Origin of the sequence: Nocardia caishijiensis NBRC 108228 (assembly GCF_001612825.1) — a bacterium.
GTDB classification, from domain to species: domain Bacteria; phylum Actinomycetota; class Actinomycetes; order Mycobacteriales; family Mycobacteriaceae; genus Nocardia; species Nocardia caishijiensis.
Map to the genome: position 1 here is coordinate 1 of NZ_BDBE01000010.1, position 19,761 is coordinate 19,761.

Here is a 19,761-nt window from a genome sequence, read left to right on the forward strand (position 1 = left end):
GGACTTGAGTGGTGCCGCGCGGCTGGGAGCGCGGTAGGCGGTGGACTCGGGTGGTGCCGCGCGGCTGGGAGCGCGGTAGGCGGTGGACTCGGGTGGTGCCGCGCGGCTGGGAGCGCGGTAGGCGGTGGACTCGGGTGGTGCCGCGCGGCTGGGAGCGCGGCAGGCGGTGGACTCGGGTGGTGCCGCGCGGCAAGAAGCGCGGTCACGGAGGGCTCGAGTGATGCTGCGTGGCCGGGAAGTGTGGGTGGCGGGTCTCGGACGCGGACGCCGCGACAGCATTCGGACGGTCGTGATGGTCAGCTGAACTGGTTGGGCTCTCGGCCCTGGCCGGGGGGACCGGCGAAGGCTTGGGCGATGGTGAGCCAGTGGTCGGCGTCGGGGCCCTCGGTGGTGAGGGTGGTGTCTTCGCGGTGGCGGCGCTGGGTGGTCACGAGGCAGAAGTCGAGGGCGGGGCCCGCTACTTTTTGTTTCGCGTCTTCGGGGCCCCAGGTCCAGAGGGTGCCGTCGGGGGCGGTGAGTTCTACGCGGAACTCCTCGGTCGGGCCGGATTCGCCGTGGACTGTGTAGGCGAAGTTCCTGGTGCGCACGCTGATGTGGGCGACGGTGCGCAGGCGGGCGGTGGGGGTGCGGGTGACGCCGAGGGCGTCGGCGACGTCTTGGCCGTGTGCCCAGGTTTCCATGATGCGGGCCGAGATCATCGAGGCGGCGCTCATGGGCGGGCCGAACCACGGCAGTTTGGTACCGGGGGGGACGGCGGCCAAGGCGGCGATGAGCTGTTCGCGGCCCGCTCGCCAGCGGGTCAGCAGCTCGGCGGGTGGCGTCTCGGCCAATTCCTCGGCGGCCTCGTCGACGAAGGTGAACATCTTCGCCGCGGCCTCGGTGAGTAGCGCGGTGAACGCCGCGTTGTCGGTGGCGGCCAGGACGGACACCTCATCGGTCCAGGTCAGGTGGGCGATCTGGGTGGCGATGTCCCAGCCGGGGGCGGGGGTGGCGGTCTGCCACTGCGCGGGGGCGAGCGGGGCGACGAGTTGCTCGAGGTCGGCGCATTCGGCGGCGAAGTCGTCGAGCAGCGCTGCGAGGTCAGCCATGTGGTTCCTTGGGGCGAAGCGTCGCGCCACCGGTCGGGTGCGCCGTCGTCACCAGAATCGCAGCGTCACCCGAAAAATGCAAGCACGCGTGCTTGTTATTGCTACCAGCCGAAGATGAGCAGGTGAATCGCGCCGACCGCGATGCCGAGCGCCCCGCCGTGCAGATACAGCAACCAGGCGTCCTGCTCCACGGATGCGTAGAACATCTCCATGAACTCGCCCGGTGTGAGCGTGCGCAGCTTGCGGGCGGCGAAATCATCGATCTTCTTGGCCTGCTCGCGCACGAACTGCTCGTCCTCGACCATGCCGGGCGCCATGCTCAGCCCGGCCCCGGCACCGGAGACGGCGAGGTTCTCGAACTGCTTCTTGCCCATCGCCGCGCGCACCATGAACGCGGTCGGCCCGAGCTGCCGGTGGATCTCCTCCGACACCACCCGCTCGATGAGCTGGCGGGTCTTGTCCCCGTTGGGTCCCTCGAGCAACTCGTTGGACAGGTTCTCCACCGTGAGTACCTGGTAGGCCAGGATGTGGGCCAAATCGGTCGCGGCCTGCGGCTGGCGCTTGGCCAGCAACGCCTGGCGCCACAGGTACTTGTAGCGCGGCTGCGGGTCGCCCGGCTCGAACACCATCTTGATGGCGATCACGTTCACCGTCACGCCGATCATCGCCGAGGCGAACAGCACGATCACCCAGGCCGGGATCGCACCCCAGTACGGAATCTGGGAGTGCACGTGCAGGTACAGCGCGAGAATCAGGCCGAAGGGCGCGCCGAGCAGACCGATCCGGGCCATGAATTTCAGCTCGGGTGCCGCGATGGTCGTGGTCAGGTCCTTGAGGATCTGCGGGTTCTTCTCCAGGTACCGGATCACGAAGTTCTTCACATCGAGCAGCTGGTCGATGTTGTCGCCGAGGCTTTCGAACGCGCGCCGCGACAGCGTCGGCAGCTGCCGGTCCACCCGCTGGTAGACCGCCTGCTTCATCTGCCGTGGCAGCGAGCGCCACAGGTCGGGGTTCTCCCGGTACATGATCTCGTCGACGATCGACTGCACCTGCGGACGGGCGCGTTCGGCCAGGTAGTCGCCGATGCCGTCGAGGTCGAGTTCGTGGATGAAGTCGCGCGGGCTGCCGATGCGCATCAGCGCCTTGTCCACGCAGATGCTCGCCATCTTCTCCGAGCGCGCGGGAATGAAGCCTTGGAAACCGAGCCTGCGCCCGTCACCCGAGAACGTCGGAAGCACCTGCACCCGACGGGGCAGATACGGGTAGAGGATGTGCAGCATCGGCACCCGGAAGCCCTGGAAATGCAGTGGCCAGAACAGCATCAGCACACCGGTCCAGTTGGTGAGCCACCCGGCCAGGGCGCTGAAGATCGGGAAGCTCACGAGATCGACGACGAATTTCGACTGGCCGGTGAGCTCTTCCCAATCGATGAAGAGTCCGGAGGCCAGTGTGGTCATCGAGGAGCCCCCTAGAGCAGACGCGCGAATTTCGTGAAGAACGTGAGGATAAGGCAATCACATTTTGACCGGTCATGACGGGGTGTCAACGAACCGGACACCCGTACCGAGCGGCCCGGCAACCATTCGGCATCCCCGTGGCGATAGGCTTGGCCCGCGCTTGACGACGAGTTCTTCCCACCATCTGTGTAGAGGGAGTCACCGTGAGTGTTCCGCAGGATCATCTGAATCGTCCGGTCGCCGTGATCGGCGCGGGCACGCTCGGCAGGCGGATCGCGCTGATGTTCGCCACCCGCGGTGGCACGGTCCACATCGTCGACCCGACGGCGCAGGCCGGTGCGGCCGCCGTTGACTACGTCCGTGAGCAATTGCCCGCCGTCGCGGCCTCGGTGCGCGACGGCTCGCCGGGAACCGTCGAGTACATCCAGGACCAGGCGAGCGCGGTGCGCGGGGCCTGGTTGGTCGTCGAGGCGGTGCCCGAGATCCTCGACCTGAAGAAGAAGGTCTTCGGCCAACTCGACACGCAGGCCGACGCCGACGCGATCGTCGCCTCGAACTCGTCGTCGTATGCCAGTCGGTTGTTCACCGAGGACTGCGACACCCGCGACCGGATGCTGAACACGCATTTCTACATGCCGCCCGCGTCGACCGCGCTCGATGTGATGTCGGACGGGCACACCTCCCAGGAGGTGCTCGACTATGTCCTGCGCACCTTCCCCGAATACGGTCTGCACCCGTTCCTGTGTCGCAAGGAGAGCACCGGATTCATCTTCAATCGCATCTGGGCCGCGATAAAGCGAGAAGCACTGGAGGTGGTCGCCGAGGGCGTGTCGGTGCCCGAGGACATCGATCAGATGTTCGTCCTGAATTTCGGGACCAAGGCCGGGCCCTTCCGGATGATGGATCAGGTCGGCCTGGATGTGGTGCTCGATATCGAGGAGTATTATCAGAAGGAGAACCCGAATCTGCCGAAAGGCCCGATCTCGGTGCTGCGCAAGTACGTCGACGCGGGCAAGCTCGGCGTGAAATCCGGCGAGGGCTTCTACGACGACTACCCGAAGCAGGGCTGAGCGATGACCGAGCTGCTCGCCCTCGATCTCGCGGATCGGGCGATGCTCGCCGTCTCCCTCGACGGGAGCAACGTGCGCACCCTGGTGAGCGGGCTCGATCAGATGCCCGACGGCATCGTCGTCGACCGGGTGCGCGGCCACATCTACTGGACCAACATGGGCCGTCCCGATCCGGGCGGACGGCCGGGGATCGAGCCGGACTTCTACGCCCGCACCGGATCACTCGAGCGTGTCGACCTCGACGGCGGCAACCGGACGACGATCCTGCCGCCGGGTTCGTTCACCACCGGTAAGCAACTCACCGCCGATTTCGAGGCGGGCCGGTTGTATTGGTGTGATCGCGAGGGAATGGCGGTGCTCTCCTGCGATCTGACCGGCGACGATCTGCGCCCGCTCGTCGTCACCGGCACCGACCCACAGCAGCAGACCAATTGGTGTGTCGGTGTCTGCCTCGACACCGATCGCCGCCTCCTCTACTGGACGCAGAAGGGCGCGCCCAAGGCCGGTGAGGGCCGCATCTTCCGCGCCCCTCTCGACCTGCCCGTGGGGACGGATCCGGCCGCGCGCACCGATATCGAGCTGCTCTGGGATGGACTGCCGGAGCCGATCGACCTGGAACTGCGCGGCCACACCCTGATGTGGACCGATCGCGGCGCCGAACCCGACGGCAACACCCTCAACGAGGCTCTCGTCCAACCCGAGGTCGGTAGCCCGACGGTGCTGTCACGCGGGTACCGAGAGGCCATCGGCCTGACCGGGTTCGACGCCCATTTCTATGTGAGCGACCTGGGCGGTTCGATCCGCCTGGTCGACCTGGGCGCGGGCACCGACACCGAACTGGTCCGTATCGGCAACCCGCTCACCGGTCTCGCCCTGGCCGACCTGTAGCGCCGGGCGCAGCACCACCCGGACGGTGATGTCGACCCACCGCCCGATCAGCAGCGACGGCGCTCGCAGCCCGAACGCGGTGCGGTCGAGGACGGCCGAGGCGGTGACGGTGACGGCCGTGTCGGTGATGTCGAACGTGTCGACGGTGAAGATCAGCGGCACGGCCCGGCCGCGCACCGCGGCGACCCCGGCGACGCGCCACCGAGGGCCGTCGGCGGTGATGTCCTCGGCGGTGAAAGTCGTCCTGGGATGACCGTCCAGGTCGAGCAGGCGGGGTTTGCGCAGGTCACGGTCGCGCCGGGGGTTGCCGGTGTCGATCGCGGCGAGGTCGACGACCCCGGCCGCGGTGATCGGTCGACCGTCGGGTGTCAGCGTGAGCAGGCCTGCCAGGACCGGCGCGGCGCCGTGGACGTGGCCCCCGATATGGCCGACCCGGAATGCGGCGGTGCAGTGTTCGGTGTCGGCCACCCAGTCGGTGGCCGTCAGGATCGGGTTCACGACCGTGCTCCTTCGGCGTAGATGGTCGCCCGGTCGCGGTGCATGTGGACCGGGTAGATCTCCACCCGGTCGGGGCCGGGCAGCAGGGCCGGGTCCTCGCCCGGCAGGAGTTCGGTCGCGAGGATGGCCGCGCGTACGGCGTGGATGGCGGCCTCGGTATCGGCGATGCCGATCACCAGGCCCGACCCGTCGTCGCGGCGCAGTTCGTAGTAGTCGAGCAGGCCGGGCACGGTGGCCACGGCGGGCTGGATGCGGTGGGTGGCGGCGAAGTCGGCGGCCGCCAGTTCGGCGGCGCCGCGCGGACGGTCGAACCAGACGAGGTGTGCGTACATGATGGGCTCCTGACCTGCGAGAACGTGGTGCTTTCAGGATCGCCGCGTGCGCGGGTTCGCGGATCAGTGCTGGTACGCATCGGCAGTACTGAAGTTCGCCCGATGCGCGGATACTGGGACGATGCACACTCCGGTCGTCGGGCGGCACCAGGAGATCGCCCGGCTGCGCGCCGCGGTACTCGCCGCGCAGTCCGGTGCGGGTCGATTCGTGCTGGTGAGCGGGCCCGCCGGGATCGGCAAGTCGTGGCTGGCCGACCGCGCCGCCGAGCTCGCCGCCGAGGCAAATATGCCGGTGGCGCGCGGCAACGCCGTCGACGACGCGGGCATGCCGCCGCTGTGGCCGTGGCGGCGCGCGGCCCGTACCGTGCCCGGCCTGTCCGCCGCGCTCGACACGGTCACCGAACCCGGCGCGGCGGCCGAACGCCGGTTCCGGATGTTCACCGAGGTCGCCGACGCCCTCACCGCGGCCGCCACGGGCCCCGGTCTGCTGCTGATCCTCGAGGACCTGCACTGGGCCGACCCCTCCTCGCTCGCCCTGCTCGGCCACGTCGCCGCCCAGACCGAGCACGCCGGACTGCTCATCGTCGCGACCGCCCGCGAACCCGAGGGCGACAACCTCCTCGCCGTCCAGCCCGACTGGCTACGCCTTCCGCACGCCCACTTCCTCTCCGTCCCAGCCCTTTCCGAGCCGGAGGTGCGCTACTGGCTCGAATGTCACCACCTCCCAGCGGAATACGCTCCCCGCGTCCACGCCCGCACCGACGGAAACCCCCTCCTGGTCCGCCTGGTCATCGACTCCGACCCCGCCAGCTCCGGCGACCCGCTGGTCGAGGTCCCCGGCTTCCGCCGCCTCGTCCTCACCCGCCTCGACCACCTCTCCCCCGAACAGATCGACATCCTCGGCACCGCGAGCGTCCTCGGTGAACGCATCGACGTGGATCTCCTTGTCCGCGTGTACGAGTCGAGCCGCGTTGAGTCGCCGGAGAACTCGTCGACAGACCACGTGACGGCGGCCCTCGACGCGGCGACGACGGCTGGAATCGTGCGTCGGTTCGCCGAGGGCGCCACCGGGTTCGCCCATGCCTTGATTCGCGACGCGGTATATGCCGATCTCGCGCCGTCGCGGCGGGCGGCGCTGCATCGAGCGGCGGCGGTCACGCTGGCCGAGCACCGAGGGGCGGGGCTGGCGGGACTGATCGCGACGCATTGGCGGCAGGCGAGTGCGTGTGCGGAGTCCTCGTCGTGTCTGTACTGGTCGAGAGTGGCGGCGCGGTCGGCTCGGGCAGCGGCGGCGTACGCGGAGGCGATCCGGTTCGGGGAGTGGGCCATCGACGCGGCGGGTTCGGCTGCCCAGGAGCGGACCGAGCTGCTGATCGACCTCGCGCGCGACGAGTTCGCGGCCGGACGGATCGCCGACAGTCTCGCGCACTGCGTGCGGGCGAGCGACCTCGCCGAGCAGGCGGACCGCCCCGATCTGCTCGCCGAAGCCGGTCTCGTCGTCCACGGCGTCACCACACCGAGTGTCATGACACAGTTGGATGCCCTGTGCGGCCGAGCCTTACAGCGATTGGATCCGGCCGGACACGCCGACTTGATCGCCCGCGTTCTCGCCCAGCGTGCCCTGTCCGCTGCTGATCGTGGTGCGGGTGCCGAGGCCAGGCGGCTGTCGGAGCAGGCGATGCGTGCGGCCGAGGGCTCCACCGATCCGGATGTCGCGCTCGACGTCATCCATGCCCGTCACCTCTCACTCGCGACAACCGAATACCTCGACGAGAGAACGGTATTGGCTGCCCGGGCCATCGAGATCGCCGTCGACGCCGAACAGCCACTGGCCCAGCTCTGGGGATACGTGTGGACAGCCGACGCCGCGCTGCAACGCGGCGACCTTCCCGCCTTCGACAATGCCCTCGACCACATCGAACTCCTCGCAGACCGCCGCAAGCTGCCGCTGGCCCGCTGGCACCTGCTGCGATTGCGTGCCACCCGCGCGGCTCTCGTCGGCGAACTCGACGCTGCCATCGAATTCGACGCGGCCGCACACGAATTGGCCATCGGTATCGGTGACTACTCCCTGGCCGGGCTGCACCACGCCTTCCGCGGAATGCACGCGGTGATCGTCGGCCATGTCGACCGCGACGCCATGAACGAAGCCGTCGCCGCCCTTGCCTTCGCCCCGAAAATCCCCATCGCCCAGCTGTTCTCCCCCATGATGCGTGCCTTGGCCGGTGATCTCGACCAGGCCAGAGCCCTGTTCGAACCCTTTCGCTCGCTTCCCGACACGCTCGAGGTCGGCCCACGCTGGAGCGGAACCGTGTACTCGGTGGGGCTCGTGGCCGAACTGCTCGACGATGCCGACGCCGCCGACCGGGTCTACCGCGTCCTGGCGGGGCGCGAGCACAACTACTCCGCCGACGGCACGGGCGCCCTGATCTGCGTGGGATCCCTGGCCCGCGTCCGCGCCGACAACGCCCGCGTGGCCGGTCACCTCGACGCCGCCGTCGACCTCTACCACCTCGGCCTCACCATGGATACCGCGATCGGCGCCCACCCCTTCATCGCCCTCGGTCACCTCGGTCTCGCCCGCACCCACCTGCGCCGTGGCACCCGACCATCTGCCCGCGTCCTCGTCCCGAGTGCCGAGCGCGACACCGACCTCTCCGCCGCTCGCGCCGCCGCGGTGCGAGCCGCCGCCGGATTCCGCCGTCTCCGTATGGTTCACCGTCTCCGGCAAGCCGACGACCTGCTCGCCGAGATCACCGCCGCCGCCCGTACCGCCGATCCGCTGACCGCCCGCGAGCGGGAAGTGCACGAACTCGTCGCGGCGGGAGCGACCAATCGGGAGATCGCTGGTCGCCTGGTGCTTTCCGAGCGGACGGTCGAGACGCACGTGCGTCACATCCTCGCCAAACTCGGCGTCACCAACCGCACCGAGATCGCTCGCCGCGCCGCCGACCGCCCGCGATCCGGATAATCTCGCCGGGTAGTCGTTCGAAGGGGATCCCACGTCATGCAGCCGTTGAACGCCGACGACCCGCGCCGGATCGGGGACTACCGGCTACTCGGTGTCCTCGGCGCCGGTGGGATGGGCAAGGTCTACCTCGGCCGTAATTCGGGTGGTCGCACGGTGGCGGTGAAGGTGATCCGGCCGGATCTGCTCGGTGATCCGGAGCTGCGGGCCAGGTTCCGCCGGGAGGTCGCGGCCGCTCGTCGCGTCGGTGGCACCTTCACCGCACCCGTTCTCGACGCGGATGTCGACGCCGATCCGCCGTGGCTGGCGACGGGGTACGTGGCCGGGATATCGCTGTCGGACGCGGTCGCCGAGTACGGTCCCTTTCCCGAGTCCGCCCTGCTCGCCTTGGGTCACGGCTTGGCTCAGGCGCTGGTCGCGGTGCATTCGGTCGGCATCGTGCATCGTGACCTGAAGCCGTCGAATGTACTGCTCGCCGTCGACGGACCCAAGGTGATCGACTTCGGCATCGCCCGCGCCGAGGAGGACACCGCGTTCACGACCACCGGACGAGTCGTCGGCTCACCGGGTTTCATGTGCCCCGAACAGATCACCGGCGAACCGCTCGGCCCCGCCTGCGATGTCTTCGCCCTCGGTGGCGTCCTCACCTTCGCCGCGTCCGGGCACGGCCCCTTCGGTACCACCGAATTCGTGCAACTGCTCTACCGCATCGTCTACGCGGAACCGACGCTGGACGCCGTCCCCCTCAGCTTCCGCCCGCTCGTCCGAGCGTGCCTGGCCAAGTATCCCGCCGCCCGCCCCACCCCGGAACAGGTGCTGACGGAGCTGGCGAAGATCGGCGCACCGGACAGCGCGGGCTGGCTTCCGCCGCCGGTCCTGCACGACGTGAGCATGCGCGCGGTACGCCTGCTCGACCTCGACACCGACCCCGGCGTCCACCCGATGGTCGCTTCCCCGAGCCATCGCACCGACCCGACCGCGCTCGCGGGCAGCACCGCGTCCGGCCGTCCCCAGGCCACTGCTCCGCCGTTCACACCGAGAACGACACAGGGGGGCCACACTCCACCGCCAGGCAACTACGCGTCACCACCGCGCGTCCACCCCCCATCACCCGGCGAGGCCCCGCGCCGCACCCGAACCCGCGCGCTGCTGATCGCGGCGGTCTGCGTCACCGCCGTGACCGCCGCCGTGATGGCCTCGCTGATCGGCATCCGCATCGGCGCCCAGTCGGGAACGCCGACCGTTCCTGGCACGCCGCCCACCGGTACCGAGACCAGCGCCCGGCCGGTCTCGAGCGTCCCGGATTCCTTCCTCGGCACCTGGTCCGGCCAGGCCGCCGACGGACTGGTCACCTTCGACATCGTCTTGACCATCGGCCCGGGTGAGGTGGGTCGAGAGCTGGCCACGGCCTCGAATACCGGCCAGATCTCGCAGTCGCGCTGTGAACGGGCCGAGACGCTCACCGAGGCGACCGAGAACCGTCTCGTCTTCCGTGCCCGCCTCACCGGCGACACCCACGGCGACTGCGTCGACGACGGCAACGTCTCGACGGTCACCCGTCAATCGGACGGCACCTTGCGCTACAGCACGCCCGGCGTGTGGGGCGGTTCGATCGCGGGCACGCTTCACAAAGAGTAAGTGGAACAGGTTGCTGTCCCGGGGCGGTAAGTCCGCCGAAGAGACCACGAATCGGTCGACTGACCAGTAACCTGAGGCCCTGTCGGAGCTCCTTGAGCGGCCGATATCACGATAGTGACAATCTACAAAAGCACAGGTGATACCCGTCTCAGAAATTCTGGCGTTGCGACCTGAGTCACTCCTGTGCCAGACTCCTGCCCACACTGTGAAGCCGTTCGGTCTCACAATGTCCGGAAAGGGAGTCGATTGAGTAGGCGGCAGGCGCGGGTAATTGCCACCCTCTCGTCGGCTGCGCGCGAATCAATCGAAATCGACAAGTGCCAACGCGGCACCGGTGAGCAGGTCGACCAGCTCACCGACCGGCGGTCGCGATTCACGCAACAGCCATTCGTGCGCCACTCCCGTCACCGCCCCGGTGAGCAGGGCGGTGGTGAGTTCGGCGTCGCCACGCAGGCGGACACCGATATCGACCAGCGCCGACCCGATCAGCACCGACCAGGCGTGGCGGCGCGATCGGCGATGGTTCTCCATCCGGTCGCTCACCCCGACCACCTCGATGAGCGCCACCTGGGCCCGGTAGGGATCGGAGCCGAGCGATTCGAGGTACGCCCCGAAGCCCGCGTGCAGCGCGAGCTTGGGATCGGTCGGTGTGGTGAGTTCGGCCAGCGCGGCGGCGACCGCTGCGGCGGCGTCGTCCTGGATGCGGTCGTAGGCCGCGACCAGCACGTCTTCGCGGGTTTCGAACTCCTCGTAGAACTGCCGCTTGGACAGTCCGGCGGCCGCGCACACCTCGGCCAGCGAGCACGTGGCGTACCCGCGTTCGGCGAAGATTCGCGTCGCTGCTTCCAGGAATCGCTGTCGCCGCTCGGCTTTACGCGCGACGACCGTACGACCCCCATACCGTCTGTCCGCTGTAGTCACCTCTCCAAAGTATCTGAAACTCGGGATAACACAGACATTCCTGTGAATTCCGGGTCGCTTCATCTATCCACCGAACGAAGGACGGCCGACCAGTGCTGAGCACCCGAGGATCGCGGACCGCAGTGTCTGCTTTCGTACTAGCGGCGAGTGCTGTACTCGTGGCGCCCACGCCAACCCTGGCAGCGCCGCAGCCCGCGGCGCAGCAGAGTGTTCCCGCGATCGCGGAGAACGTGCCCTCCGAGACGCTGGCAGCGCTGGCACCGACGATCGTAGGCGCCATCTCCGGCCCCGGCCTCATCGCCGACGGCGGACAGGCCGCGATCCTGGCCCAGGCGCGTCTGCTCCTGGCGACCCCGGGCATCCCCGCGCAGGTCAAGTCGACCCTCGAGCGGATCATCAAGTTCCTCGACGGCAGCGGCGGTGGCGGCCCCGAACTGCCGCCCGCCGACGGTCCGCGCATCGCGCAGTTCCTGTACCCGACCATCGGCAAGGGTTGCATCGGGCCCACCTCCGACTCGGTCGGTACCGCCCTCGCGGTCCCGGGCCCGGCCGAACTGCCCCCGCCCGGACCGGGTGCGGGCCAGACCGGCTTCGTGTTCACCGCGCTCGGCACCAAGACCCCGACCGCCGAGCAGACCCCGCCGATGACCGTGCAGTGGGTGAACCTGGACAACCGCCGCACCGGCACCCAGGTGCTCACCAACGCGGCGGGCATCAACCCCGACGGCCCCGCCACCCTGTCGGCCATCGCCGACACCGGTGCGGGCCGGGTGGTCGCGGTCGTCACCGGCTCGCTGACCACCGCCACCGCCGACGGTAACCGGACCTGCTCGTTCGCCCCGACCATCGGGTTCTTCTCCGTCGCCTGAACCGGCACAACGCAATTGGAGTTCGTTCTATGAAGTTTGCCGTCCCCGGCCTGATCAGCGGGCTGGCCGGCGCGATCCTCGGGGTGATTGCCGTGTTCGGCATCACCGCTGGCGCGCAACAGAATTCGATTCCCGAGCCGGAAACCACCGGTGACCCGGGTTCGTCGCTGCTCGGCAACGTCACGTACGGCAGCCGATGAGCAACGTGCGCAGGATCATCGCCTGCATCCTCGTCGGTCTCGGCGCGCTGCTACTCGCGTGCGCCGCCATGATCCCCACCTACGCCGTCGGCAAGGTGGCCAAGACGCCCCTGGACCTGCGGATCACCACCATCGCCAAGAGCGTGCCCGGCGAAGAGGCACTCGTGCTCGACGCGAAGTCGCTCACCTCGCCGGAGGGCTCGGCCAAGATCGACACAGGAGTGCCGATCGTGTCGCAGCGTTTCCTCACCGTCGAGGAGCCGTCGGACGCCGACGAGATGACCGTGCAAGCGGGTCAGACCCTGCGTCGTGACGACCGTGACGGTGACACCGGCCTGCTCACCGCCTCGGTCGACCGGGTCACCATCGACCGCCGGACCGGCGAGCCGATCCCGGTGTCGCCCAACGGTTCCATCGCCGTCAACGTCGACAAGTCGGGCGCCTCGGTGGCCGATCCGTCGCAGCGACGCGGTCTGCAGTACCGGTTCCCGATCGGCACCGAGAAGAAGTCGTACCCGTACTTCGATCTCAACGCCCGCGCCACCTACGACATCGACTTCGTCGAGGAGACCGAGGTCAGTGGTGTGCCGGTGTACCACTTCCGCCAGACCATCCCGGTGACGAACATGTGGGACGTCGTCCCGGCCGCCACCAACAAGCTCACCCTGCCCGCCGCCAAGTGGGGCCTCGAGGGTGAGGAGCCGGTCACCATGACCCGCTACTACACCAACACCCGCGACGTGTGGGTGGAGCCGAGGACCGGCGCGGTTCTCAAGGGCGGCGAGTCCATCCACCTGTACTACGGCCGCAGCGCCGACAAGGTCGACGTCACCGCGCTCAAGGCGCACCTGGTCTTCGACGAGGAGACCATCAACGCCCAGCTCGGCGTCACCCAGGAGAGCCTCGACAAGCTCGACCTGTTCGGCAAGACCCTGCCGTTGATCCTCGGCGTCCTCGGCGCGATCTGCGTCATCGCGGGCATCGTCCTCGGTGTCATGAGCAGTCGTGGCCGCACCACCATCGACCCCCCGACCGAAAGGCTCCAGCGCAACCTCTAGAACCTCGAAACACCATCAACGCACGAACGCCCTCGGCTCCCACCTACCCCTCGGGAGCCGGGGGCGTTCGGCATTTCGTTCGCCGTGAGTGAACGGCGGTGGCGGTCGGAACAAAGTGCGATCCGGTGTAGTTGAGTCAGCAAAGCTCAACTTTTGGAAGGGTCGCTATGACTACAGCTCAGAACCTGCCGGTGCTGTTCCTGACCGATCCGATCGTGCTGCCGGGCATGGTCGTGCCCATCGAATTGGACGAGTCCGCGCAGGCCGCCATCGACGCCGCTCAGGCGGGCAAGACCGGTGCCGTGCTTGTCGCGCCGCGCCTGGACGAGGGCTACGCCTCCTACGGCGTGGTGGCCACCATCGAACAGGTCGGTCGGATGCGCGGCGGCGCTCCGGCGGCGGTGCTCAAGGCCGAGCGCCGGGCGCGGATCGGACACGGGGTCACCGGGCCGGGTGCCGCGCTGTGGGTCGAGGCAGAACCCGTCGAGGCGCCCGCGCCCGACGACCGGACGACCGAGCTCGCCGCCGAATACCGCAAGCTGGTGATCGCCGTTCTGCAGCGCCGTGAGGCCTGGCAGATCATCGACATCGTCAACCAGCTCGACAACCCCGAAACCATCTCCGACACCGCCGGTTACGCGCCGTACCTGTCCAACGAGCAGAAGCGCGAACTGCTCGAGACCCCCGATGTCGCGCAGCGGTTGACCAAGCAGATCGAGTGGATCAAGGCCCATATCGCCGAGGTCGAGGTCACCGAGAAGATCAGCGAAGAAGTCCGCGACGGCATGGAGAAGAGCCAGCGCGAATTCCTGCTCCGCCAGCAGCTCAACGCGATTCGCAAGGAACTCGGCGAGGACGAACCCGACGGGGCCGACGACTACCGCACCCGCGTGGAGAACGCCGACCTGCCCGAGAACGTCCGCGCCGAGGCGCTGCGTGAGGTCGGCAGACTCGAACGGGCCAGCGACCAGAGCCCCGAGTCGGGCTGGATCCGCACCTGGCTCGATACCGTCCTCGATTTGCCGTGGACGGTGAAAACCGAAGACAACACCGATATCTCGGGCGCGCGCGCCATTCTCGACGCCGACCACCACGGCCTCGACGAGGTCAAGGACCGCATGGTCGAGTACCTGGCGGTGCGTTCGCGCCGCGCGTCCCGTGGTCTCGAGGTCGTCGGCGGACGTGGCTCGGGTGCGGTGATGGTGCTCGTCGGCCCGCCCGGTGTGGGTAAGACCTCGCTCGGCGAGTCGGTCGCGAAGGCGTTGGGCCGCAAGTTCGTTCGCGTCGCCCTCGGCGGTGTGCGCGACGAGGCCGAGATCCGTGGTCACCGCCGCACCTACGTCGGTGCCATGCCGGGCCGCATCGTGCGCGCGGTGAAGGAGGCGGGATCACTGAATCCTGTTGTCCTGCTGGACGAGATCGACAAGGTCGGCTCCGATTTCCGTGGCGATCCGGCGGCGGCGCTGCTCGAGGTGCTCGACCCCGCGCAGAACCACACCTTCCGCGATCACTACCTCGACCTGGACCTCGACCTGTCGAACGTGCTGTTCATCGCGACCGCCAACGTCATGGACACCATCCCCGGCCCGCTGCTCGACCGCATGGAACTCATCACCGTCGACGGCTACACCGAGGCCGACAAGGTCGCCATCGCGCGTGACTTCCTCGTCCCGAGGCAGCTGGAGCGCAATGCGCTGACGGCGCAGGAGGTCTCGATCACCGAAGCGGCGCTGCGGGAGGTCGCGGCGAACTACACCCGGGAGGCCGGGGTTCGCCAGATGGAACGTCTGGTCGCGAAAGCCCTGCGCAAGGCGGCAACCCGCCTGGTGACCGGTGATACGAAGCCGAACAGTGCGGCGTCCACGGACAAGGCGCAGGTCAGCGCTGCGACGGACGGCGAGGCGACGCTCGGGTACGACCCCGAACTCGGTTACGACAATGTCATCGACATCAGCACCGGTCCGCAGCCGACAGACCAGGTGAAGAGCCTGGTGATCGATGTGGACAACTTGACCGACTACCTCGGCCGTCCCCGCTTCACCCCGGATTCGGTGGAACGCACCGCCGTCCCCGGCGTGGCGACGGGTCTCGCGGTCACCGGCGCCGGTGGTGATGTCCTCTACATCGAGGCCAATGCCGCCGAGGGCGAGCGTTCGCTCACCCTCACCGGTCAGTTGGGTGACGTGATGAAGGAGTCGGCGCAGATCGCCCTCACCTACGTGCGTTCGCACCTGGAGGAGATCGGGATCGAGCCGAAAGTCCTCGACCGCGACATCCACATCCACTTCCCGGCGGGCGCGGTCCCCAAGGACGGTCCGTCGGCGGGTGTCACCATGGTCACCGCCCTGGTGTCGCTGGCACTGGATCGTCAGGTCCGCGCCGATGTGGGCATGACCGGCGAGGTCACCCTCAACGGTCGGGTGCTGCCGATCGGCGGGGTGAAGCAGAAGCTGCTCGCCGCCCAGCGTGCCGGTCTGAAGACGGTCTTCATCCCGGCCCGCAACGAACCGGACCTGGACGAAGTGCCCGCCGAGGTCCTCGCGGCCCTGGACGTGCGCCCGGTCGCGGACGTGGCCGACATCCTGGCCTACGCCATCGAACCGATCGCCGAACCCGCCGCCGACGGCACCTTCGCCGTCAGCGCCTGAGCCATCCGACTGGGCCGTGCGTCTACAGCGCACGGCCCAGTCGCCATGTCTAGAACAATCCGAGCTTCAGCATCAGCGCCCGATCGAGGTCCCGCAGCTCCGCACCTTCGAGCGACCCCTTGAACTCGCCGAGCCGTTCCGGCGCGATGGTGAAAAGCTGGTCAGTCAGGATCCTCGTCTTGGTCCCGTCGAACTCGATCTCCGGCCGGTAGACCGCGGGCCCCGCGCCGGTGGAAGTCATCGCCACGATCACGGTGCTGGACGGAAAGCGGTCGGATTGGATGATTACGCAGTACCGAGGCCCGCGTTGTTCGTGGCCGCGAGTACCCGGAATCGCCTCGATCTCGTATATCGCGCCACGAAAGATCACTCCACGACGCCCATGAACCGCTGGATCGCGAGCATTTCGGCACGGTCGTCAGGATCGTTCTCGAGCCGCTCGGCATCCTCGGTCGCCTGTTCGAGGAGTTGTTCTTTGTATGCGCGCAGGAGTGCGTAGCGAACCGCCTCCGACCTGGATCGACCATCGCTGGTCAGCGTGCTCAACGCCTTCTCCATCGCTTCGTCGGTTCTCACATTCAGCGCGCCCATGCTCCCAAGTGTATCGCAATTTGTGTTACACGCAGGCTATCGGGCGACCGTCGGTGGCAGTTGTGCGACCGTGACGACGGTCAGTTGGTCGGTGTCGTAGTCGTCCTGGTCGTCGTCGATGTCGTCTTCGTCGGCGAACTCGGCGTCTTCCTCGGCCGCGGTCGACGGGGTCAGGTCCTTCTCGACGCGGCGAGTCGTGCCCTGGGCGACGGCGCAGTGGATCGGTTCCTCGCCCTCGGTCTCGGCGTAGACGTCGCAGTGGGTGACGGCCTGGCGGCGGGTGGCGCCGAGCACGGTGGCGTGCACGCGCAGCCGTTCGCCCTTGGCCGGGCGCAGGTAGGTGATGGTGAAACCACCGGTGAGGACGTTGGGGCCGAGCACGGTTCCGGCGGCGAAGGTGAGCGCGTTGTCGGCGGCGTAGGCGAGCACGCCACCGTGCACGAAGCCGAACTGCTGACCGTGTTCCGGCTGGATCTCGATCACCAAGGTGGCTGCGCCGTCACCGAATTCGGTCAGCTCGGTACCGACGAGACGAGCGAAGGGTTGCGCGGCGAGTACCTGCCGGGCCAGGTCGAGGTCGAGGGAGGTGGCTTCGGTCGGCATCGGGTGTTCCGTTCTTCGAGTGGCGGTGCTCGGTGACTATTCGACGCCCTCGGCTCGCAGGGTCGCCCAGGCGGCTGCGGCGAGTTCGGGGGCGACATCGGTTGGCGCGGTACGGATATTGCCACCAAGCCATTGGCGGCTGTATTCCTGTGCCGCCCCGAGCCACAGGGCGTACACGAGGTCGAGTTCGAGGTCGCGCACCGTGCCGTAGGCGACGTGGGTCCGCCACCAGCGGCGGATCCAGGTGAAGAACTCCAGATTGCCCTCGCTCTCGCGCACCCCGGGCGGGCGTGCGGCGGTGAGAACGGTTGCGCGGTACTGATTTTCCTTGACCCAGTGCAGGTGCGCGTGCACGCCAGCGACGACACCGGCCTGCGCGTCGGCACAGTCGGCGACGGCGTTGTGGAAGTGCTGTTGGTAGTCGGTGAGGGCGTGGACCCAGACCTGCCGGTACAGGTCGGCCTTGTCGGGGAAGTGGTGGTAGAGCGCCCCGACGCTGGCTTCGGCGGCGGCGCGGATGTCATTGAGGGTGGCATCGAGGACACCGTGTTCGGCGAACTGCCGCTCCGCGGCGAGCAGCAACCGATCTCGGATCTTCATGAACAGAATTTAGTTCTGTCGGGCGGCGTGCGCAAGAGCTGGGCTCCGCTGGCGGCGGTTGTGCGATAGAACGGAACCGTGCCCCGGTGGCTCCTGCATGTCGATCTCGACCAGTTCCAGGCGGCGGTGGAATTCCGGCGCCGCCCCGAGCTGCGCGGACAACCCGTGATCGTCGGTGGTGAGGGCGACCCCGCCCAGCCGCGCAAGGTCGTCACCTGCGCGTCCTATCCGGCCAGGGCCTACGGCGTGCGGGCGGGGATGCCGCTGCGTGCCGCGCAGCGCAAGTGCCCCGACGGCGTATTCCTGCCGCTCGACATGGCGACCTACGAGGCCGCCTCCGACGAGATCATGGCCACCCTCGCCCGGGTGGCCGGTGCGGTCGAGGTGTGGGGAATGGACGAGGCCTTCGTCGCCACCGATGGCGATCCGTGGCGCCTGGCCGCCGAAATCCGCGGCGCCATCACCGAACTCGATCTCACCTGCGCCGTCGGTATCGGCGACAACAAACTCACCGCCAAGCTGGCCACCGGGTTCGCCAAGACCACCGGCAAGACCTCCGCCGAACCCGAACACGGCCCCGGCGCCGCGGCGGGCATCTTCGAACTCACCGCCGCCAACTGGACCGAACTCATGGGCCACCGCCCCACCGACGCCCTCTGGGGTGTCGGCGCCCGCATCGCCAAGCGACTCGCCGATCTGGACATCGCCACCGTCGCCGATCTCATGGCCGCCGACCGTCAACGCCTCGCCGCCGAATTCGGCCCCAATACCGGCCCGTACCTGTGGGTCCTCGGCCACGGCAAGGGCGACACCGAACTGACAACTACTCCGCGAATTCCGGTGGGCCGCAGCAAGTCCGAGACTTTCCCGCACGACTTGACCGACCCGGCGGAGATTCGGCGCGAGGTCGCCCGCATCGCGACCGAAGTCGCCGAGGAGATGCGCGAACACCACCGGATCAGCACCCGGGTGTCGGTCACCGTCCGCACCAAAACCTTCTACACCCGCAGCAAACAGCGAAAACTCCCCTCCCCCACCGACGACGTCAGCACCATCACCGACACCGCCCTGGCAATCATCGACCGCTTCGACCTCGACCGCCCCGTCCGCCTCCTCGGTGTCCGCCTGGAACTCCTCCCCCTGGACGAGTGATCGCCGCGCTCTGGTGGCGCCTCTCGACCGATGCGGCCATCAGAGCGGGGTGATCGAATGTCCGGGATTTGATTCGGCGCTCACCGGGCGGCGGACTCGTATGCTCGGCTCATGAACTTCTCCGCGATGGTTGCTCGTGAGTCGGATGGTGGGATCGTGCTCGCTCGCGAGGAGGTGGGAGACGACTTCCTCGGCACCGGTGAGGTGACGATCAAGGTGCACTACTCCAGTGCGAACTACAAAGACCTCCTGGCGATCACGCCGCGCGGCGGCGTCGTCCGCAACTACCCGATCGTGCCGGGCATCGACCTCACCGGTGAAGTGACCGCCTCGGAGTCCGACGACTTCGCCGTCGGCGACCAGGTGATCGCGCACGGCTACGACCTCGGCGTCTCCCGCAACGGCGGCTACGCCGAGTACACCAGGGTGCCTGCCGAATGGGTGGTGAAACTCGACGGCCTCGACACCCGCGACGCCGCGACCATCGGCACCGCGGGCTTCACCGCCGCCATGAGCGTGCGGGCCCTGCTCGACCACGGCCTCACCCCCGACGACGGCGCGGTCCTGGTCACCGGCGCCACCGGCGGCGTCGGCACCGTCGCCATCGACATCCTGTCCGGTCTCGGGTTCGAGGTGATCGCCTCCACCGGCAAGACCGACGCGGGCGACCTGCTCGCCGAACTCGGCGCCAACGAGGTGATCGGACGACTCCCCCTCGACCCCGAGGCCAAGCCGCGCCCGCTGAACAAGGCGAACTGGGCCGCGGCGGTCGACAGCGTCGGCGGGTCGTCGTTGGCGTTCGTCCTCAGCTCCATCGGTTACGGCGGTGCGGTGGCGGCCAGCGGTCTCACGGGCGGTTCCGATCTGCCCGCCACGGTGCTGCCGTTCATCCTGCGCGGGGTGAGTCTGCTGGGGATCGACTCGGTGTTCCTGCCTATCGAGAAGCGTCGGGACCTTTGGACTGCGCTCGGCAAGGAGCTTCGCCCGCAGCATCTTTCGGCGATCGAGTCTTTTGCTCCGATCGCGGAGGTGAATGCGGTTCTTCAGTCGATCATGGACGGCAGCCACTCCGGGCGCACGGTTATTGGGGTGGCCAACGAGTTCTGAGGTGGTCGTGGGCGGGCCGTACGGAACCACCTCGGTGTTTTGTGCACCAGAAAGGTATTGGGCTGTGTTTGTT

The 19,761-nt window shown here is 68.2% G+C and carries 17 protein-coding genes and 2 pseudogenes; 10 read left to right on the top strand and 9 right to left on the bottom strand.

Annotated elements, in window-relative coordinates:
• Window positions 1-296: 296 nt before the first annotated feature.
• Both NC7_RS02360 and NC7_RS02365 read right to left on the bottom strand, forming a co-directional pair.
• Window positions 297-1,088, bottom strand: a complete 792-nt coding sequence (locus NC7_RS02360) for a TIGR03084 family metal-binding protein (protein WP_067978162.1) — start codon at window positions 1,086-1,088, stop codon at window positions 297-299.
• A gap of 101 nt (window positions 1,089-1,189) precedes the next feature.
• Window positions 1,190-2,545 carry a DUF445 domain-containing protein gene (locus NC7_RS02365; RefSeq protein ID WP_067978164.1) on the bottom strand — a complete coding sequence of 452 codons (1,356 nt, stop codon included), beginning with the start codon at window positions 2,543-2,545 and terminating at the stop codon, window positions 1,190-1,192.
• Between the two features lie 203 nt (window positions 2,546-2,748).
• On the opposite strand from NC7_RS02365, the gene NC7_RS02370 reads away from it, so the two are divergent.
• Window positions 2,749-3,615 (top strand): 3-hydroxyacyl-CoA dehydrogenase family protein, encoded by an 867-nt coding sequence (locus NC7_RS02370; protein ID WP_067978166.1) that lies wholly within the window; start codon window positions 2,749-2,751, stop codon window positions 3,613-3,615.
• A gap of 3 nt (window positions 3,616-3,618) precedes the next feature.
• A complete protein-coding gene (locus NC7_RS28860; RefSeq protein ID WP_067978167.1) occupies window positions 3,619-4,503 on the top strand; it encodes a hypothetical protein in 885 nt (294 codons plus the stop codon).
• A gap of 24 nt (window positions 4,504-4,527) precedes the next feature.
• Here the strand turns inward: NC7_RS28860 and NC7_RS29945 are convergent.
• A pseudogene (locus tag NC7_RS29945) lies at window positions 4,528-5,001 on the bottom strand (YceI family protein); the annotation flags it as partial.
• Window positions 4,998-5,333 (bottom strand): hypothetical protein, encoded by a 336-nt coding sequence (locus tag NC7_RS02390; RefSeq protein WP_067978173.1) that lies wholly within the window; start codon window positions 5,331-5,333, stop codon window positions 4,998-5,000. The pseudogene NC7_RS29945 and the gene NC7_RS02390, both read right to left, overlap by 4 nt.
• A gap of 121 nt (window positions 5,334-5,454) precedes the next feature.
• On the opposite strand from NC7_RS02390, the gene NC7_RS02395 reads away from it, so the two are divergent.
• Both NC7_RS02395 and NC7_RS02400 read left to right on the top strand, forming a co-directional pair.
• On the top strand, window positions 5,455-8,304 hold the full coding sequence (locus tag NC7_RS02395; protein ID WP_067978174.1) for an AAA family ATPase: 2,850 nt from the start codon (window positions 5,455-5,457) through the stop codon (window positions 8,302-8,304).
• A 36-nt stretch (window positions 8,305-8,340) separates the two neighbouring features.
• Window positions 8,341-9,939, top strand: coding sequence for a serine/threonine-protein kinase (locus NC7_RS02400; RefSeq protein ID WP_067978176.1), 1,599 nt, complete (start codon window positions 8,341-8,343; stop codon window positions 9,937-9,939).
• Between the two features lie 300 nt (window positions 9,940-10,239).
• Here NC7_RS02400 and NC7_RS02405 read toward each other — a convergent pair whose 3' ends face one another.
• Window positions 10,240-10,860, bottom strand: coding sequence for a TetR/AcrR family transcriptional regulator (locus NC7_RS02405; RefSeq protein WP_067978178.1), 621 nt, complete (start codon window positions 10,858-10,860; stop codon window positions 10,240-10,242).
• A 92-nt stretch (window positions 10,861-10,952) separates the two neighbouring features.
• On the opposite strand from NC7_RS02405, the gene NC7_RS02410 reads away from it, so the two are divergent.
• The 4 genes from NC7_RS02410 to lon all read left to right on the top strand — a co-directional run bounded on the left by NC7_RS02410 (window position 10,953) and on the right by lon (window position 15,635).
• Window positions 10,953-11,729 carry an Rv1157c family protein gene (locus NC7_RS02410; protein WP_067978180.1) on the top strand — a complete coding sequence of 259 codons (777 nt, stop codon included), beginning with the start codon at window positions 10,953-10,955 and terminating at the stop codon, window positions 11,727-11,729.
• Window positions 11,730-11,758: 29 nt separating this feature from the next.
• Window positions 11,759-11,929 (top strand): DUF2613 domain-containing protein, encoded by a 171-nt coding sequence (locus tag NC7_RS28290; protein ID WP_084457843.1) that lies wholly within the window; start codon window positions 11,759-11,761, stop codon window positions 11,927-11,929.
• Complete coding sequence (gene pgfA / locus NC7_RS02415) at window positions 11,926-12,987, top strand: cell envelope lipid trafficking protein PgfA (protein WP_067978182.1); 1,062 nt, start codon at window positions 11,926-11,928, stop codon at window positions 12,985-12,987. The genes NC7_RS28290 and pgfA overlap by 4 nt, the downstream gene beginning before the upstream one ends.
• A 167-nt stretch (window positions 12,988-13,154) precedes the next feature.
• Window positions 13,155-15,635, top strand: coding sequence for an endopeptidase La (gene lon, locus NC7_RS02420; protein ID WP_067978184.1), 2,481 nt, complete (start codon window positions 13,155-13,157; stop codon window positions 15,633-15,635).
• Between the two features lie 49 nt (window positions 15,636-15,684).
• Here lon and NC7_RS02425 read toward each other — a convergent pair whose 3' ends face one another.
• The 4 genes and pseudogenes from NC7_RS02425 to NC7_RS02440 form a co-directional block, all read right to left on the bottom strand.
• Window positions 15,685-16,005, bottom strand: coding sequence for a type II toxin-antitoxin system PemK/MazF family toxin (locus NC7_RS02425; protein WP_067978186.1), 321 nt, complete (start codon window positions 16,003-16,005; stop codon window positions 15,685-15,687).
• Window positions 16,002-16,226 carry a hypothetical protein gene (locus tag NC7_RS02430; protein WP_067978187.1) on the bottom strand — a complete coding sequence of 75 codons (225 nt, stop codon included), beginning with the start codon at window positions 16,224-16,226 and terminating at the stop codon, window positions 16,002-16,004. The genes NC7_RS02425 and NC7_RS02430 overlap by 4 nt, the downstream gene beginning before the upstream one ends.
• 174 nt (window positions 16,227-16,400) lie before the next feature.
• A pseudogene (locus tag NC7_RS02435) lies at window positions 16,401-16,829 on the bottom strand (PaaI family thioesterase); the annotation flags it as partial.
• A gap of 36 nt (window positions 16,830-16,865) precedes the next feature.
• Window positions 16,866-17,429 carry a TetR/AcrR family transcriptional regulator gene (locus tag NC7_RS02440; RefSeq protein WP_067978192.1) on the bottom strand — a complete coding sequence of 188 codons (564 nt, stop codon included), beginning with the start codon at window positions 17,427-17,429 and terminating at the stop codon, window positions 16,866-16,868.
• A gap of 78 nt (window positions 17,430-17,507) precedes the next feature.
• Here NC7_RS02440 and NC7_RS02445 point away from each other — a divergent pair, with 78 nt between their 5' ends.
• Both NC7_RS02445 and NC7_RS02450 read left to right on the top strand, forming a co-directional pair.
• Window positions 17,508-18,581 carry a DNA polymerase IV gene (locus tag NC7_RS02445; RefSeq protein ID WP_067978193.1) on the top strand — a complete coding sequence of 358 codons (1,074 nt, stop codon included), beginning with the start codon at window positions 17,508-17,510 and terminating at the stop codon, window positions 18,579-18,581.
• 111 nt (window positions 18,582-18,692) lie between these two features.
• On the top strand, window positions 18,693-19,688 hold the full coding sequence (locus NC7_RS02450; protein WP_067978195.1) for an acrylyl-CoA reductase family protein: 996 nt from the start codon (window positions 18,693-18,695) through the stop codon (window positions 19,686-19,688).
• Window positions 19,689-19,761: the final 73 nt, after the last annotated feature.

What these genes read in the sequence shown, in the direction of transcription:
- NC7_RS28860 (WP_067978167.1), top strand. Translation starts at nt 3,619, where the DNA reads ATGACCGAGCTGCTCGCCCTCGATCTCGCGGATCGGGCGATGCTCGCC.
- NC7_RS02440 (WP_067978192.1), bottom strand. Translation starts at nt 17,429, where the DNA reads ATGAAGATCCGAGATCGGTTGCTGCTCGCCGCGGAGCGGCAGTTCGCC.
- NC7_RS02400 (WP_067978176.1), top strand. Translation starts at nt 8,341, where the DNA reads ATGCAGCCGTTGAACGCCGACGACCCGCGCCGGATCGGGGACTACCGG.
- NC7_RS02360 (WP_067978162.1), bottom strand. Translation starts at nt 1,088, where the DNA reads ATGGCTGACCTCGCAGCGCTGCTCGACGACTTCGCCGCCGAATGCGCC.
- NC7_RS02390 (WP_067978173.1), bottom strand. Translation starts at nt 5,333, where the DNA reads ATGTACGCACACCTCGTCTGGTTCGACCGTCCGCGCGGCGCCGCCGAA.
- lon (WP_067978184.1), top strand. Translation starts at nt 13,155, where the DNA reads ATGACTACAGCTCAGAACCTGCCGGTGCTGTTCCTGACCGATCCGATC.
- NC7_RS02430 (WP_067978187.1), bottom strand. Translation starts at nt 16,226, where the DNA reads ATGGGCGCGCTGAATGTGAGAACCGACGAAGCGATGGAGAAGGCGTTG.
- NC7_RS02365 (WP_067978164.1), bottom strand. Translation starts at nt 2,545, where the DNA reads ATGACCACACTGGCCTCCGGACTCTTCATCGATTGGGAAGAGCTCACC.
- NC7_RS28290 (WP_084457843.1), top strand. Translation starts at nt 11,759, where the DNA reads ATGAAGTTTGCCGTCCCCGGCCTGATCAGCGGGCTGGCCGGCGCGATC.
- pgfA (WP_067978182.1), top strand. Translation starts at nt 11,926, where the DNA reads ATGAGCAACGTGCGCAGGATCATCGCCTGCATCCTCGTCGGTCTCGGC.
- NC7_RS02395 (WP_067978174.1), top strand. Translation starts at nt 5,455, where the DNA reads ATGCACACTCCGGTCGTCGGGCGGCACCAGGAGATCGCCCGGCTGCGC.
- NC7_RS02450 (WP_067978195.1), top strand. Translation starts at nt 18,693, where the DNA reads ATGAACTTCTCCGCGATGGTTGCTCGTGAGTCGGATGGTGGGATCGTG.